13 protein-coding genes are annotated in these 15,853 nt (G+C 68.7%); 1 reads left to right on the forward strand and 12 read right to left on the reverse strand.

Annotated features, from left to right (window positions below):
- Nucleotides 1-4: 4 nt before the first annotated feature.
- From KZ686_RS23200 to KZ686_RS23225, 6 genes are all read right to left on the reverse strand, one after another.
- Complete coding sequence (locus tag KZ686_RS23200) at nt 5-346, reverse strand: copper-binding protein (RefSeq protein ID WP_149316103.1); 342 nt, start codon at nt 344-346, stop codon at nt 5-7.
- On the reverse strand, nt 343-3,513 hold the full coding sequence (locus KZ686_RS23205; RefSeq protein ID WP_265633805.1) for an efflux RND transporter permease subunit: 3,171 nt from the start codon (nt 3,511-3,513) through the stop codon (nt 343-345). Before KZ686_RS23205 ends, KZ686_RS23200 begins: the two co-directional genes overlap by 4 nt.
- The gene (locus KZ686_RS23210) at nt 3,510-5,063 is read right to left on the reverse strand and encodes an efflux RND transporter periplasmic adaptor subunit (RefSeq protein ID WP_265633806.1); all 1,554 of its coding nucleotides are present in this window, start codon (nt 5,061-5,063) and stop codon (nt 3,510-3,512) included. Before KZ686_RS23210 ends, KZ686_RS23205 begins: the two co-directional genes overlap by 4 nt.
- Nucleotides 5,060-6,379 carry a TolC family protein gene (locus KZ686_RS23215; protein WP_265633807.1) on the reverse strand — a complete coding sequence of 440 codons (1,320 nt, stop codon included), beginning with the start codon at nt 6,377-6,379 and terminating at the stop codon, nt 5,060-5,062. The genes KZ686_RS23210 and KZ686_RS23215 overlap by 4 nt, the downstream gene beginning before the upstream one ends.
- A 71-nt stretch (nt 6,380-6,450) precedes the next feature.
- Nucleotides 6,451-6,741 carry a hypothetical protein gene (locus tag KZ686_RS23220; protein WP_322784944.1) on the reverse strand — a complete coding sequence of 97 codons (291 nt, stop codon included), beginning with the start codon at nt 6,739-6,741 and terminating at the stop codon, nt 6,451-6,453.
- A gap of 223 nt (nt 6,742-6,964) precedes the next feature.
- Nucleotides 6,965-7,948 carry a LysR family transcriptional regulator gene (locus KZ686_RS23225; RefSeq protein WP_265633809.1) on the reverse strand — a complete coding sequence of 328 codons (984 nt, stop codon included), beginning with the start codon at nt 7,946-7,948 and terminating at the stop codon, nt 6,965-6,967.
- Nucleotides 7,949-8,164: 216 nt separating this feature from the next.
- Here KZ686_RS23225 and KZ686_RS23230 point away from each other — a divergent pair, with 216 nt between their 5' ends.
- Nucleotides 8,165-9,124 carry a DMT family transporter gene (locus KZ686_RS23230; RefSeq protein ID WP_265633810.1) on the forward strand — a complete coding sequence of 320 codons (960 nt, stop codon included), beginning with the start codon at nt 8,165-8,167 and terminating at the stop codon, nt 9,122-9,124.
- A gap of 40 nt (nt 9,125-9,164) precedes the next feature.
- Here KZ686_RS23230 and KZ686_RS23235 read toward each other — a convergent pair whose 3' ends face one another.
- The 6 genes from KZ686_RS23235 to pdxR form a co-directional block, all read right to left on the reverse strand.
- Complete coding sequence (locus KZ686_RS23235; protein ID WP_265633811.1) at nt 9,165-10,772, reverse strand: MFS transporter; 1,608 nt, start codon at nt 10,770-10,772, stop codon at nt 9,165-9,167.
- A complete protein-coding gene (locus KZ686_RS23240) occupies nt 10,769-11,872 on the reverse strand; it encodes an HlyD family secretion protein (protein ID WP_265633812.1) in 1,104 nt (367 codons plus the stop codon). The genes KZ686_RS23235 and KZ686_RS23240 overlap by 4 nt, the downstream gene beginning before the upstream one ends.
- A 96-nt stretch (nt 11,873-11,968) precedes the next feature.
- Nucleotides 11,969-12,208, reverse strand: a complete 240-nt coding sequence (locus KZ686_RS23245) for a hypothetical protein (protein ID WP_150083809.1) — start codon at nt 12,206-12,208, stop codon at nt 11,969-11,971.
- Nucleotides 12,209-12,356: 148 nt separating this feature from the next.
- Entirely contained in the window at nt 12,357-13,376 is a 1,020-nt protein-coding gene (locus KZ686_RS23250; RefSeq protein WP_265633813.1) for a LysR family transcriptional regulator, read from the reverse strand.
- Nucleotides 13,377-13,432: 56 nt separating this feature from the next.
- On the reverse strand, nt 13,433-14,083 hold the full coding sequence (locus KZ686_RS23255) for an FMN-binding negative transcriptional regulator (RefSeq protein ID WP_265633815.1): 651 nt from the start codon (nt 14,081-14,083) through the stop codon (nt 13,433-13,435).
- 254 nt (nt 14,084-14,337) lie between these two features.
- Nucleotides 14,338-15,852: a MocR-like pyridoxine biosynthesis transcription factor PdxR gene (pdxR, locus tag KZ686_RS23260; RefSeq protein WP_265633816.1), complete on the reverse strand. Its 1,515-nt coding sequence runs from the start codon at nt 15,850-15,852 to the stop codon at nt 14,338-14,340.
- Nucleotide 15,853: the final 1 nt, after the last annotated feature.

The raw sequence follows: 15,853 nt of genomic DNA on the forward strand, positions 1-15,853 counted from the left end.
ACGCCTACTTGCGCTGCATATCGAGAACGGCTGGCGAACCATCGATCTTGCCGAAGGTTACCGAAACGGCATCGCCCTCCTTGAAGCGGCTCAGGGACGCGCGGTCCTTGACCGGAAATGCCATCGTCATGGCGGGCATGCCGAGGTTCTCGATCGGACCATGCTTGAGCGTGACCTTGCCGGCCTGGGCATCGATCTTCCTGATTTCCGCCGGAACGGGACGGGCAGCCTGGCTGGAAGCCGAGGGCGCCTTCATGTCCTTGCCCTCCATTGCGCCGGCCGCGAAGGCGATGGGCGCGGCGGCAAGAGCGAGGACGGCAGCGAGGGTCTTGATGGATGATGTCATTGCGATTCCTTCAGAAGTGAGGGGGTGGCGGAAGGGGTAGCGTGTGCGGCCTGGCGTCGGCGCAGCAGCAGGTACACCGCCGGCACGACGAACATCGACAGCAATGGGGCGGTCACCATGCCGCCGACCATCGGCGCGGCAATGCGCTGCATCACCTCGGAGCCGGTGCCATGCGACCACATGATGGGAATCAGGCCGGCCAGAATGACCGCGACCGTCATGGCTTTCGGGCGCACGCGCAGCACGGCGCCTTGCTGGATGGCGTCGAGCAGGGAGTGGACATCGGACTGGCCCGCTTCCAACCGCTCGTTCCACGCATGCTTGAGATAGAGCAGCATGATGACGCCGAACTCCGCCGCGACGCCGGCCAGCGCGATGAAGCCGACAATCCCTGCCACGGACAGGTTGTAGCCCAGCAGGTAGAGCAGCCAGAACCCCCCGATCAGCGCCAGCGGCAGCGTTCCCATGATCAGCATCGCTTCGTCGAGGCGCCCGAATACCACGTACAGCAGCACGAAGATGATCAGCAGCGTGAACGGCACCACCACCTTCAGCTTGGCGCTGGCGCGCTCGAGGTATTCGAACTGCCCGGACCAACTGACCGAATAGCCCGCAGGCATCGGTACCGCCTCGGCCACCGCGGATTGCATGGCCTGCACGGCGGAGCGCAGGTCCCGTCCCCGGATATCGACGTAAATCCAGCCCGACAGGCGCGCATTTTCGCTGCGGAGCATGGGCGGGCCCTGCACCAGTTGAATGCGTGCAACGTCGGACAGCGTGATCTGCAGACCCTTGTCTGTCACGATCGGCAGGCTGCGCAATTGCTCGATCGAGTCGCGATAGTCGCGGGGATACCGTACGTTGATGGGGAAGCGCGCCAAGCCATCGACCACCTCGCCGACGTTCTCGCCGCCGATGGCCGAGGACACGATGCTCTGCACGTCGGCGATATTGAGGCCATAACGGCCAGCGGCCACGCGGTCGATATCGACGTCGATATAGCGGCCGCCGGTCAGCCGCTCGGCCAACGCGGACGTAACACCCGGCACCGTCTTGACCGCCGCCTCGATGCGCATGGCAAGCCGGTCGATCTCCTGCAGGTCGGTGCCGGCGACCTTGATGCCGACCGGGCTCTTGATCCCTGTGGCCAGCATGTCGATCCGGTTGCGAATCGGCGGGACCCAGATATTCGACAAGCCGGGCACCTTGACGACCCGATCCAGCTCCTCGACCAGCTTCTCGGTGGTCATGCCGGGGCGCCATTGGTCCCGCGGCTTGAACTGGATCGTTGTCTCGAACATCTCGATCGGCGCGGGGTCCGTCGCCGTATCGGCCCGGCCCGCCTTGCCGAACACGGTCGCCACCTCCGGCACGGTCTTGATCAGCCTGTCCGTCTGCTGCAACAGTTGGGCCGCCTTGCCGGCGGACAGCCCCGGCAGGGCGGACGGCATGTACAGCAGGTCCCCTTCGTCGAGCGGCGGCATGAATTCGCCGCCGATCCGCATGATCGGCCAGGCGGTGGCCACCAGCAGGGTCGCGGCGATGGCCAGCGTGGTCTTGGGGTAGGTCAACACCCTGGTCAAGGCTGGCCGGTAGGCGCGGATCAGCCACCGATTGAGCGGGTTGGCCTGTTCCGATGGAATCCGGCCGCGGATCATGTAGCCCATCAGGACCGGCACCAGCGTCACCGACAGTCCCGCCGCCGCCGCCATGGAGTAGGTCTTGGTGAACGCCAATGGCGAGAACAGGCGTCCTTCCTGCGCCTCCAGTGCGAATACCGGAACGAACGACAGCGTGATGATCAGCAGCGAGAAGAACAGCGCCGGCCCCACCTCGGCGGCCGATTGCCCAATGATCTGCCAGCGCTCACCAGCTGACGGTTCCCGCCCGCCATTGTCCGCATGCCAGCGTTCCAGGTGCTTGTGCGCGTTCTCGATCATGACGACCGCCGCATCGACCATGGCGCCGATCGCGATGGCGATGCCGCCGAGCGACATGATGTTGGCGTTCACGCCCTGGTAGCGCATCACCAGGAAGGCGGCCAGCACGCCAAGCGGCAGCGATACGATCGCCACCAGCGCCGAGCGCAGATGGAACAGGAATGCCAGGCACACCAGCGCGACCACGACAAACTCCTCGATCAGTTTCGTGGTCAGGTTGTCGACCGCGCGCTTGATCAGGCTGGAGCGGTCATAAGTCGTCACGACCTCCACGCCGGCGGGCAGACTCTGTTGCAGCGTGGCGAGTTTGGTCTTGACCGAGTCGATGGTCTCGAGCGCGTTCTTGCCCGAGCGAAGCACGATGATGCCGCCCGCGACTTCGCCCTGGCCGTCGAGTTCGGCGATGCCGCGCCGCATCTCCGGGCCCAGCTGGATGGTGGCGACGTCGCCCAACCGCACCGGAATGCCGGTGTCGCTGGTGACCAGCGGAATCTGCCGGAAGTCCTCCAGCGTCTTCAGATAGCCCGACGCGCGCACCATGTATTCGGCCTCGCCCAGTTCCAGCACCGAGCCGCCGGTTTCCTGGTTGGCCCCCTTGAGCGCCGCCAGCACCTTCGATTGCGATAGCCCGTAAGCGCGCAGCCGATCCGGCATCAGGACCACCTGGTATTGCTTGACCATGCCGCCTAGCGAGGCGACCTCCGCGACGTTGGGCAACGACTTGAGTTCGAAGCGCAGGAACCAGTCCTGCAAGGCGCGCAGCTGGCTCAGGTCGTGCTGCCCCGTCCTGTCGACCAGCGCATACTCGTAGATCCAGCCCACGCCGGTCGCATCGGGGCCGAGCGCAGGCTTGGCCGCGGCGGGCAGACGCGATTGCGCCTGGTTCAGGTATTCGAGCACCCGCGAGCGCGCCCAGTAGAGGTCGGTGCCATCCTCGAACAGCACGTAGACATAGGAATCGCCGAAGAAGGAATAGCCCCGCACCGTCCTTGCGCCCGGCACCGACAGCATGGTGGTGGTCAGTGGATAGGTGACCTGATTCTCGACGATCTGCGGCGCCTGGCCGGGGAACGGCGTGCGGATGATCACTTGCACATCGGAAAGGTCCGGCAAGGCATCGAGCGGCGTACCTTTGACCGCCCACAGTCCCCACGCGGTCAGCATCACGGTCGCCAGCAACACCAGGAAGCGATTCCGGATGGAGGCAAGGATGAGCCGGGCGATCATGGCTTGCCCCCGGGCGCCGTTGCCGCCGGTTCGACCGAAGACAGGACTGCCACCCCGTCGCTGTTGAGGTGGAAGCGGAAGCGGATGCGGTCGCCGGGCTTGAGCGCTCGCGTCAGCCCGGCCGGCGGAGCCGCAAAGTCCATCGTCATGGCGCCCCACTGCGCCGACGGAATCGGACCGTGGGAGATCGTCAAACCTTCGGCGGTCACCGCCTCGATGCGTCCGACGCCTTCATGCTCGGGGCGCGGCGCGGCTGGCGCTGCAGGCGCCGAGGCTCCGGGCGCGGCCGCCATGCGCTGTGCGGTGCCGCGCAGGCTGGCTTCGGAGTCGATCAGGAACTGCCCGGACACGACGACGTTCTGGCCGGCCTTCAGCCCTTCGATGACCTCGGTCTGTCCGCCCGCCGTCGCGCCAATCCTCACCTCGACGGGGCTGAATCCGCCTTGCTCGGTCTGTACCATGACGACGGTGCGCGTGCCCGTACGAATCAACGCCTCGCTCGGTACCAGTAGCCGATCCGGGCCCGGGGCTGGCGCAAAGCGAACGGACACGAACATGCCGGGCAGCAATTGCCGGCCCTTGTTGTTCAACTCGATGCGAACCCTGGCCGTACGCGTTGCCGTGCTGACATCGGGCAGGATGGCATCGACCTTGCCGTCCAGTGTCTGCCCGGGCAGCGCTGCCGCGACGGCCGTGACCGATTGTCCGGGCCGCAACGGGGCAGCCTGGCTTTCCGGTACTTCGGCGATCACCCAAACGGTCGCGAGACTGGCGATCCGAAACAGGGTCATGCCGGGCGACAGGGTCATGCCATCGCGCGCGCCGATTTCGGTCAGAACGCCATCGATCGAGCTTGTGATGGCCAGGCGCGGCTGCAGCTTGCCGCTCTTCTGCACCAGCCGTATGTGGCTCTCGCTCATGCCGACCTGCCGCATGCGCGCGATGGCGGCCTCCCGCAGATCGTGCTGCAGGCCGGCGCTCATGCGGCTGATAGCGAGGTAATCCTCCTGTGCGGCCACCCATTCAGGCGCGTAGATCAACGCCAGCGCCTGACCCTTGCTGACCGGGTCGAGCGTGGTCCTGGCATAGGTTCGCTCAACGAAGCCGGTGGTACGCGCTTGCAGTACCTCGATGCCGCGCTCGTTGATCGCGACATTGCCCGGCACCTCGAGCGTGGGTTCGAGTCGTCCCGTCTTGACCTGCGTGGTGCGAATGCCAAGGTTCTGCAAGACGCGGCTGTCGATGGTGACGGCGGCGTTGCCGCCCGCATCCTCATGGACGGGCGACAACGGCATGTCCATGAAGGGAGACTTGCCCGGCTTGTCGAAGCGCTGGCCCGGCACCATCGGATCGTGCCAATAGAGGATGCGCTTGCCTGTCTTCGGGTCGATATCCCCGGCCTTCAGTTCGGATCCGGCCGACGCGCCAATGGACGGTGGGGCGGCCGGCGTGATGTTGCGCCCATGCTGTTGGCCCAGGTAATAAGCCGTGCCTACGCTGGCGGCGACGATCAGGCCAGCCGCTGCGCGACCGATCGCGGTCCTGTTCATTGCCATCCCCCATGAAGGCCCGTTGCACGCGCCGGCCCCTGCGCGGCGGTCGGCAGCGGCAGCAGAAAGGCGAGCTCCGTCCACAGGCGCGCGGTGGCGGCCTCCAGTTGAAGGTGCTCCAACGAGATGTCCAGCGCCTTGCGGTTCGCGTCCGCCACCGCGGTCAACGTTCCGGCGCCGGTACGATAGGCGGTCAGTGCTGCATCGATGCGAGCCTTGGCCAGCGGCAGGGTCGTGTCGACATAGCGCGCCAGGCGGGATTGATTGAGCTGCCATTGCGCCTGCTTGCCGCGGACCTGGCCGAGCACGCCTCTGCGTATCGACTCGGCCTGTGCCCGCACCGCCTCGGCTTGCGCCAGCTTCGCCGCCAGTTCGCGGTCTTGACGATGCTTCCGGTCCCACGGCAAGGGGAGGGAGACATTGACGGACACCATATTGGAATACGCGGGACCCCGCTGGCTGTACATCAACTCCACGCTGACGTCCGGCACCTTGTTCTCGCTTGCGATCCGGCTGTCGGCTTCGGCGACGCCGACCTGCGCCTGGGCGGCGGCCACGTCCGGCAGTCGCATCACGGTATCGGCGTCCAAATTGCCCAGCCAGGTGGGCAACTCAAGGGCGGGGGGCTCGGCAAGCGGCAGGTCCGCGGCATCGCCAACCCATCGGCGCAACATCGCCCGGGACGCAGCCACAGCCGTGCGCGCCTCGTCTTCCCGGTTCCGGAGCTGCTGAAGTTCGAGCTGAGCGGCCAGAATCTCGGCCCGGGTGCCGCGGTTGGCGCGGTAGGTGGCTTCGGCGGCGTCCACCATCAATCGGATGGACTGCGCCTGTTCAGCAAATACATCGAGCATTCGCTCGGCGTACTGCCGCTCGAGCCAGGCGCTGGCCGTGCCGCGCTGCACGGCGGCCAGCGCCACCGTGCGCTGCGCCTCCGCGGAGGTGGCTTCGGCCTCGAAACGTTGCGCGCGAGCCTGGCGCTTCGCCGCTCGGGTGAACTCCTGCATCACGCTGATCGACCGCATCGTCATGGCTTCGGTGCCGAGCGAAAACCGGTCGCGGCCGTCGACCGGGACGTTGTTGACACCGACTTTGAGCACCGGGTCCGGCAGTTGGCCGCCTGCAACCGCCATTTCGATGGCCGACTGCACCGCGGACGAGGATGTTTCTGCGTCGCTCGACCGGGATGATGCGAGCGCGACCGCTTCCTGCAACGAGAGCCGGCTCGCCGGCTGCGCCCATGGCGTATGACTGGCGCCGAGCAGCGTGATGGCGAACGCCAGCCGGCGTCCGCACAATGGGGGGAAACGCAAATGCATAAAGCCTCCGCAAAGCAACGACCGCCCTCAGACGACGTGTCGGGGCGCGATAGGTGGCGTTGCGGCGGAGGCTACGTTCGGAAACAGCAGTGCAGGATGGAGAGCGGGCGAGGAGGGCCGCGTGGCGTGGCTCCCGCAGCCGCCGCGTTCGGGCGCGCGAGCAGCGGCTCCGGCACCAGCATCACGGGATGGACCAGGCTTGCATGAAACACCGGAAGCTGCGGGCTGGCATGGTCGAGGGACTTGGATCCCAGCTGGCAGTGTTCGAGGCACAGCCCATCGTGCGAATCCGGCTCGACGGCCTTCTGCGCCATGTCGGGACACGACTCGGTCATGCCAATTATGCCCGTCATGCCCGTCATGTCCCGGTCGGTACTGACGGCGTACCGGCTGCCCGCGCAAGCGTACGCCGCCGCTGCCAGCTGGACTGTCAGGAATGCGGTCAGCAGGAATGCGGCCAGCCAAAGCCGCCGGAGGGACGTGCGCGCGTGTGGGCCCATGTTGGCCGAATGGTACCAGCGATTGACTCGGCAAGCGCGAGGCAGCCGGCAGTCCCTGGCTCGGGGAAATCACCCCTGGCAGCGGTCAACGAGCGGAGGGCTCAGTCCTCGCCGGGCGCGGACGTGTCGCAGCCGGCGCGTGCGGTCCGATATCCTGCCCGCCCAGCCGCATCGCCAGAAAATCGATCAGCACGCGCACCTTCGGCGGCATCACGCGCTTGGGGGGATACAGCAACCACACCGCGCCCTGGTAGGCCCGGGCACGGAAGTCCCAGTCCGGCAGCACCTGCACCAACTTGCCAGATTGCAGCGCGGCCTGCGCGGCGAAGTCCGGCAAGGCCGCAATCCCCAGGCTGCCCAGCGCACCTTCGAGCCGCGCGCCGACATGGTTGGCGATATAGCGCCCGCGCACCGTGACCGTCTGCGTTTCCGTGCCGCGGCGAAAGCGCCAGCGATTGTCGTCGGCGACCTCGCCGAGGAACAGGCAGTCGTGCTCGGCCAGCTCGCGCGGCTGCGCCGGTACGCCGCGCTTGCGCAGGTAGCGCGGCGACGCGCATAACACCCAGCGCACCGCGCCTAGCCGGCGTCCCGCCAGCCCCGGCGGCGGATCGTCGGTCAGCCGGATCACCAGATCGACCTCGTCGGCCAGCGGGTCGACGCTCTGGTCGGAAAAACGCAGATGCACGTCGATCTGCTCGTACTGGCGCAGGAACGCGGGGATCAGCGGGTGGATCACGGTCTTGGCGTAGGCCACCGGCGCGCTCAGCGTGACGCGGCCCTGCGGCAGCCCGCCAAGCTGGCCGGCCGCATCGACGGCGCCCGCCGCGGCGCCCACCATGTCGCGGCAGAACCGCGCCACCTGTTCGCCGGCCTCTGTTACCCGGACCTTGCGCGTCGAGCGTTCCAGCAGCCGCGTGGCCAGCGCTTCCTCGAGCCGCTTGATCTGCCGGCTGACGGTCGATGGCGTGCTGCCGAGCTGGCGGGCCGCCAGCGAGAAGTTGCCGGTGTCGACGACGCGGGCGAAGACGGCCAGGTCGGGGAGCAGGGCGATCAAGGTGTTCTGATGCATCGTGGCGGGCGCAGCGATTGATGAATCGGCGACATCAAAGATTTGCGGATGGAGCAGATTATCACCGTGGATGCAATACCGGACAATGCGTGAAACGCCATCTCCTTGTCCGCGCATCCGCCGATTCCCCGATTTCCCGATTTCGCGAATCCCCGAATCCCCGAATCCCCGAATTCCCGAATCCCCGAATTCCCGAATTCCCGAATCCCCGAAGCCATGACCGCCCAACAAGCCCGCCTGCTGATGTTGTCCGACCTGATGCTGCTCGGGGTCGCCGTGGTATGGGGCACCAGCTACGGCGTCGCCAAGCAGGCGCTGCAGCACTACCCGGTGCTCGGCCTGCTCGCGCTGCGCTTCGGGCTGACCTTCGTGCTGCTGTCGCCGACGCTGGCCGGGCTGCGCGGCATACCGGCGGCGTCGCTGGCGCGCGTAGCGGGCGCGGGTGTGCTGCTGCTCGGCATCTTCCTGTGCGAGACATTCGGCCTGTTGCTGACGCGCGCGGCCAATGCGGCGTTCCTGATCAGCCTGTGCGTGGTGCTGACCCCGCTCATCGAGTGGCTGCTGCTGTCGCGCCGGCCGACCCGTCTGGAATGGGCGGCGGTGCTGCTGTCGCTGTGCGGCGCGTGGATATTGGCCGCGGACGGTGCCGGGTCGCTGTCGTTCCATCCCGGCGATGCGCTGATCCTGCTGGCCGCGCTGCTGCGGGCCATCTATGTTTGCGCGATGAAGCACAGCATGGGCCGGCAGCCCCCGCCCGCGCTGGCGGTCACCGCGCTGCAGGCCGGCGTGGTGTCGGCCGGCAGCGTGGCGGTGGCTATGGCAATGGCATGGGCCGGTGGGGCCGCCACCTGGCCGCTGCCGCCGTTGCCCGGCTTCGGCGCGCAGGGCGCCTTCTGGCTGTGCCTGCTGTACCTGGTCGGCGCCTGCACGCTGTTCGCGTTCTTTGCGCAGAACTATGCGATCAAGCGCAGCAGCCCCACGCGCGTGGCCTTGCTGATGGGCAGCGAACCCGCGTTCGGCGCGCTGTTCGCATGGCTGTGGCTGGGCGAGCGGATCGCGCTGTCCGGCTGGATCGGCGGCGGCCTGATCGTGCTGGCCTCGCTGCTGGCGACCGTGCGATGGCAGCGTGCAATCGCGCCGGCGCACGATGTGCCGGGCGTCGCGGAGCGGACGTAGCGGCAGCGCCCGCCGCCCTGAAACCCGAGCCCCGGCGCGTTCAATGCGCGGCGGTGAGCCCGGCGTCGTGGCTGGCGTAGCGGCCCAGCGCCACCTTGATCGCCAGCAGCACGGGGATCGCCACGACAAACAGCAGCGCCAGCGACAGGAAGCCGGCGTTGAAGGCGAGGGCGCCCGCCTGCCGCTCCAGCAGCGGTTCCAGCGTCGCGGCGATCGCCACGGCGGGATCGGCGTGCGACAGTGCCTGGCGCAGCGGCGTTTCCATCGATCCCGTGGCCAGCGGCGCGTCCATGCCGACCGGCAGCGTCTGCACCAGCGCAGTCCGCGCGGCGCCATGGCAATGGTGAAGATACGTCTGCAGGAAGGCGATGCCGATCAGTCCGCCGAATTGCCGCCCGAAGTTGAACAGCGCGGCGCCCTGGCAGGCCAGCGCCGCAGGCAGTCCGCCCAGCGTGACCAGCGTCAGCGAGACGAACATCAGCCCGAGGCCGAAGCCGCGGACCAGCAGCGGCGGGGTCATGTCGGGCAGGCCGCTGTACGCGGTGGCATACGACAGCATGCCCATCGCCAGCATGAACAGCACGATGCCGAGCGGGATCAGCTTGAACGGCGCCACGCGCGTGTATTGCGCCAGCGCGCCGCCCAGCAGCAGGCCCAGCGACGCGGTGGCGGCGCTCGATACCAGCAGATCGCCCGCATGGGTTGGGCTCAGCCGCAGCACGTTGAGCGCGAAGGCGGGCAGCAGGAAGGCGCTGCCGAACAGCGCGAAGCCGGCCACGAAGCTGACGCAGAAGCCGAAGGCGAAATGCGGATCGCGGAACAGCCGCGCCTGCAGCCAGCGTGGGCTATCGCACCGGCGCTGGCGCGCGCCATCGCGCCGGCGCTGGCGCCATGCCGCCAGCACCAAGGCCGCCCCGGCCAGCAGTCCGGCCTGCACGATCCGTGGCGAGTGCAGCCAGTCGTGACGATTGCCTTCCTGCAGCACGAATACCGTGGCGATCGACGCGACGGTCAGCAGCGCGATACCGATCGGATCGAGCGCGTGCGGCAGCGCCGTGCTTCCCACGTCGATACGCTGGTCGGTGGCCTCGCGAGGGAGGACCAACAGCGCCAGCCCGATCCCCGCCAGCCCGAATGGCACACCCGCCAGGAACACCAGGCGCCAGGACCCATGATCGGTGACCCATCCCTGCGCCAGCGGTGCCAGCGTGGTCGGCGCCATCACGGTCGCCAGCGCGAACACCGCCTGGCTCAGCGGCACCCAGCGCGGCGGCGCATCGCGAAACAGCAGCGCCTGCGCGGTGGCGAGCATCAGCGCGGCGGTAGCGCCCTGCACGAAGCGGCAGGCGCCCAGCATCGCCAGATCGAGCGGCAGCGATGCGGCCGCGGTCGACGCCACCAGCAGGACGCCGGACCACCGCAGCACCGCTGCCTCGCCGAAGCGGCGCGCCACCGCGGCCGCGATCACGAACGCCGCCAGCTTCGCCGCGAAGTACAGGATGTTGAGCCACGCCGCCTCGTCCAGCGTCGCATGCAGCCCGCCGGCGAAATGCGCCCGATTGACCATCATCAGCGTGCCGTTGATGGCGTCGGTCAGGGCGAGCAGCGTCACCGCCGCCAGCAGCGCGGCAAAGCGGCGGTCCATCATCGGGCCTGCGCGAGTTGCTGCGGGAGGCGCTGCGCGGCTTGCCGTGCGACCGGCGCCGCCGGGGCAGCAGGGGCCGCCCGGGCCGCCGCGTCGGATCGCGTATCGATCGACACCACCGCCGACAGCCCCGGCACCAGCTTCCCGTGCAGCGGACCGCCGCGCGCCGGCACGATCTTGACCGGCACGTGCTGCACGATCTTCGTGAAGTTGCCGGTGGCGTTGTCCGGCGGCAGCAGCGCGAACTGCGCGCCGCTGCCCGGCGACACGCTGACGACCGTGCCGTCGATCGGCACGCCGGGATAGCTGTCGAGCTCGATCCGTACCGGGCTGCCGACGCGGACGCGATGGAGCTCGGTCTCCTTCAGGTTGGCGACGACCCAGGACGCCTCGACCGGCACCAGCGCGAGGGCCGTGGTGCCGGGCTGCACGTAGCGCCCGACGCGAATCTGCCGATTGCCGACGACGCCGTCGACCGGCGCACGCACCACGGTATTGCCCAGATCGATGCGCGCCAGCTGCAGCCGTGCCAGTGCGGACGCTTCGGCGGCCCTGGCCTCGTCGACCTGCGCGGCGATCACGTCCAGACGGCGGCGCTCGGCATCGAGGTGGGCCAGCGCGCCTTGCTCGGCGGCCGCCGCCTGTTCAGCCTCGGCGCGCGCCAGCTCATAGGCTTGGCGGCTGCTGGCGTGCACCTCCAGCAGCTGCGCGTGGCGCCGATGATCGAGCGCCGCGCGGTGCGTGGCCGACTGGCGGATGCGCAGCGCTGCCTGCGCCTGCCGGATCTGCGCCTGCTGCAGCCGATGCTGGCGCTCCAGCGTGGCCAGCGCCGCGCGGCGCGCGCGCACATCGGCTTCCGCCTGGCCGACGCGCGCCAGATAATCGGCGTCGTCGATGCGGAACAGCACGTCGCCCGCGCGCACTGGCTGATTGTCGTCGACCGCGACAGCGCGCACATAGCCGGCCACGCGCGGCGCCACCGCCGTGACGTCGGCGCGGACATAGGCGTTGTCGCTGGTCACCGTGTGCTGGCGGTGCTGCCACCAGCGATAGCCGCCGTAGCCGGCCAGCAGCGCGCCGGCGATCGACAGCGAGACCAGCATCGTTCGCCGCGATGGGCGTTGCGCCAAGCGCCACGATGGCCGTCGGGAAGGGCCCGGGACCTTTGCCTGGGTCGCCATGCGATTTGCTCCGCGCCGCTAGCGATCGACGAAGGCGTCGTTCAGGCGGACGCCGCGTCGGGGTGGCGAATCCTCTTCGAGCATCGGATGCCGGTGATTGATATCGCTCAGGCTCATGCCGATCGGCGCGGGCGCCGGTGTGGACGTGGTGGCGGTGGCAGCGTCGCCGCCGCCGTCGCCTTGCCTGGTGGCGCAGCCGGACAGTGCGGCCGCCGCGATCGCCAGCGCGATCGAACTGGGGTAGAACCGAAACGTCATCGTGGGCCCGGCATTGTTGCATGCCGCCTCGTGGTGGAAGTGGCACGACTATAGGCAGGGCCGTCACGCAGGGGAAATCGAACGATTCGATGGCCCCCATGCGGCGTTTCGATGGGGACGTGCCCGCCGCGGCGGGCGTCCGGCACCGTCAGTCTTCCGGCGGCGCGAGCATCGCGGTGAAGGCGTCGACGAGGTGCTGGCGCACGTAGCGATGCACCGGATCGCACTCGGCACCGCCGTGCCAGTGCAGCCGGATCGCGACGGTGTCCTCGGTGCCGCGCACCGGCACGCAGGCCAGCGCGCCTTGCCGCACGATCAGCGGCGCGACCACGGCGGGCAACACCGCGACCACCGGGGCGGCCTGCAGCAGCCGGCTCAGCGTCAGCAGGCTCTCGACTTCGGTGGGCATCGCGCCGGTGTGCTGCAACTGGCCGAGAAAGGCGTTGCCGGCCGAGCCGAGCGCGATCGCATGCGACAGGCCGATGGCCTGCAGCGTGCGCAGTTCGTCCGCGCCGACGCTGGCCGGCAACGGCAGTTGCGCGGGCGCGTGAGCGCAGACCAGATCGCAACGATGCAGGTCCGCGCTGCGATGCCAGTCCTTCGTCGGGAGCGGCACGCCGGTGACCGCCAAATCGATCTCGCGGGCGTCGAGGGCGTCCGGCATGCGGGCGGCCGGCATCGCGCGCGACACCAGCCGGATCGACGGCGCTTCGCGCGCCAGCGCGGCACACAGCACCGGCAGCAGCATCGCCTCCAGCGGTTCCGGCAGCGCGATGCGCAGGCACGCCTGCGCCGACGAGGGATCGAACTCGCCGGCCGGGCGTACCAGGCCATAGGCCTCGTTCAGCAGCGCGCGTACCGGTTCGACCAGCGCCATGGCCTTGGCGGTCGGCTCCATGCCCCTGGCGCCGCGCACGAACAGCGGATCGTCGAACAGCCGCCGCAGCCGGGCCAGCATATGACTGACCGCGGGCTGCCCGAGGAACAGTTGCCGGGCCGCGCCGCTGACCGAGCGCTGGCTCGCCAGCGCATCGAAGGCGACCAGCAGGTTCAGGTCCAGCGCGCGGAATTTGCGGTAGTCGAGGGGGCCGATGTTGTTCGATGTGTGCGTGGATATGTGGGCCGATGTGTGCGCCGCGTCGTTGCGCGGCCCGGTGACCGGATCCATGCCGTTTCTCCGTCGAGTTCGCCGCGCCAGCCGGGATCCGCCTGGCTCCATGGCGGTTATGGGGTGTCGCGGTCCCGTGGCTCCGCGATGGCATCGAGCATCGCCTGGCCGAGCGCGACGTCGCCTTGCTGCTTCAGCGCCTCGGCCGCGCCGAGCTTGTCGCGCAGTTCGCGATTCTGGCTCAGCTTGAACTTGCCGACCAGCCGCGTGATGTCGATCTCGATGCCGACGATCGCCTTCAGCATCGTATCGATGTAGTCCGCCGGCGCGTCCGTCATCTTCCACGGCTGCGGCCGCGAGGCCTCGTGCGCGCGGGTCAGGCGCGCCACCACGCCCCGGACGTACCGTTCCTCATCGCGGATCGTGATCCTGCCATGGGCATGGACCACCCGGTAGTTCCACGTCGGCTCCTGCTTGTGGGTCTCGTGCTTGCTCGGGAACCACGTCGGCGTGATGTAGCCATCCTCGGCGCGGAACACGACCATCACCTCGTCGCCGTTCCGCACGTCCTGCCACACCGGATTCGCCCTGGCGACATGGGCGCGCAGCGTGCCGTTCCGGCCGGCGGACAGGTCCAGCTCGAACGGGAGATGGTTGGCGTCCAGGCCATTCGGGCCATGCGTGACCAGCATCGCGAATGGATGCTGACGCATCAGGCGATGCAGCGCGTCGACGTCCTGCACTTCGAAATGGGAGGGGATGTACATGGTCTCGAACGGGTCTCGAATGGCGAAAGGGATTGGCGTGGTGACGGGCGGAACTCGCGGGCGGAACTCGTGGGCGGAACTCACGGGTGGACCTCGCGGCAGATCTCACCGGCGGACCTCCACCGTGCTCGATGATCGGTCCGTGTCCGGCCGGAAGGAAGAGCCATTTTCGATGTATTCGAATGGACCAGTATTCGGGGTAATCGCCGATTTGAGGCAGTCCGCCGGGGCCGCGCCGGGCGTTCCGTGTTTTTTCACCCGGCCGGGAATACGCCCCTGGTCCGGGCAGCGGACCCGAGCACCTTCGCCAGATTCTTGACCGCCGCGTCGATCTGCTCGTCGGTGTAGCCGCCGAGTCCGAGCACCAGGCCCGGGCGTGCGTTTCCGCTCGAGTACATCGGCGACACCGGCCTGACCGCCACGCCCGCTTCCATCGCGAGCGAGGCAATCCACTGGTCGTCCCACCCCTCGCCGAGCCACAGCACCAGGTGCATGCCCTGGTCCCCGGGCTGGAGCCAGGCCAGCTCGGACGGTATCCAGCGCGCGATTGCCGCGATCAGATGCTGGCGCCGGTCCGCATAGACCAGCCGGACTCGGCGGATATGCCGGTCGAGGTGTCCTTCGTCGATGAATGCCGCCAGCACATGCTGGTCGGCGCTGGGCGAATGCCGGTCGATCAGGACACGGGCGCCGCAAAACGCCGGCACCAGCGCCTGCGGAACGATGGCATAGCCGAGCCGCAGCGAAGGGAAGAGGATCTTGCTGAAGGTGCCCAGATAGACCACGCGGTCGGGCGCGAGTCCCTGCAGCGAGGGAAAGGGATGGCCGACGTAGCGCAATTCGCTGTCGTAGTCGTCCTCGACGATCCAGGACCCATTGGCGCGCGCCCAGGCCAGCAGCGCGTTTCTTCTCGCCATCGTCAGCGGCATGCCCAGCGGATATTGATGCGAGGGTGTGACGAAGGCCACGCGCGCGCGCTCGGCCATCGCGCGGCCCGCTTCGATGTCCATGCCGGCCTCGTCGACCGGCACGCGGACCATGCCGCGCCGGTGTCCCGTGCTCTCCAGGATGCCGGTGATGCCGCGATAGGCGGGGTCTTCGACCCACGCGAGGTCGTCGGCGTCGAGCAGTACCTGGCACGACAGGTAGAGGCCCTGCTGCGTGCCGGAGGTGACGATCACCTGCTCCGGCGTGCAATGGACCGAGCGGGAGCGGCGCACGTAGTCGGCGATCGCGGAGCGCAGCGCCGGCACGCCTTGGGGGTCGTCGTAGCCGGAGGGTGCGGCCGCACGCAGCGCCCGCGTGCGATTGCCCAGCCGGCGCCATGCGTCGTCGGGCGCGGTGGGGCCCACCGGCACCGAAACCGCAAAGGGCACGGGCGGCAGCGGCGCGAATTGCCGCGCGACGTCGGCGAAGGCCGCGGCCCGCGTGCTCAATCGCACCGGAGCCGCCGGCGCATCGACATGGCGGGCCGGCGTACGGCGCTGCGGCGCATCGGATAACGCCGTCGCAACCCTGGTGCCGGCGCCGGCCTGGGCCTCGAGATAGCCCTCGGCAATCAGCTGCTCGAACGCCTCCAGCACGGTCCCGCGCGACACGCCCAGCGAGCTTGCCAGATGGCGCGTCGATGGCAGCAGCTCGCCCGGTTTCAGTTCCCCTCGCCGGATCGCCTCGCGCAGCAGCCGCGACAGCTGTCTGCCGAGCTGTCCGGCGGACCGGTCCAGCTTGCCGATGGAGGGCAGCTCCATTGCGTGACGGTGTCGTGCCATG

It is taken from the genome of Cupriavidus cauae (assembly GCF_026210475.1).
Taxonomy (GTDB): Bacteria; Pseudomonadota; Gammaproteobacteria; order Burkholderiales; family Burkholderiaceae; genus Cupriavidus; species Cupriavidus cauae.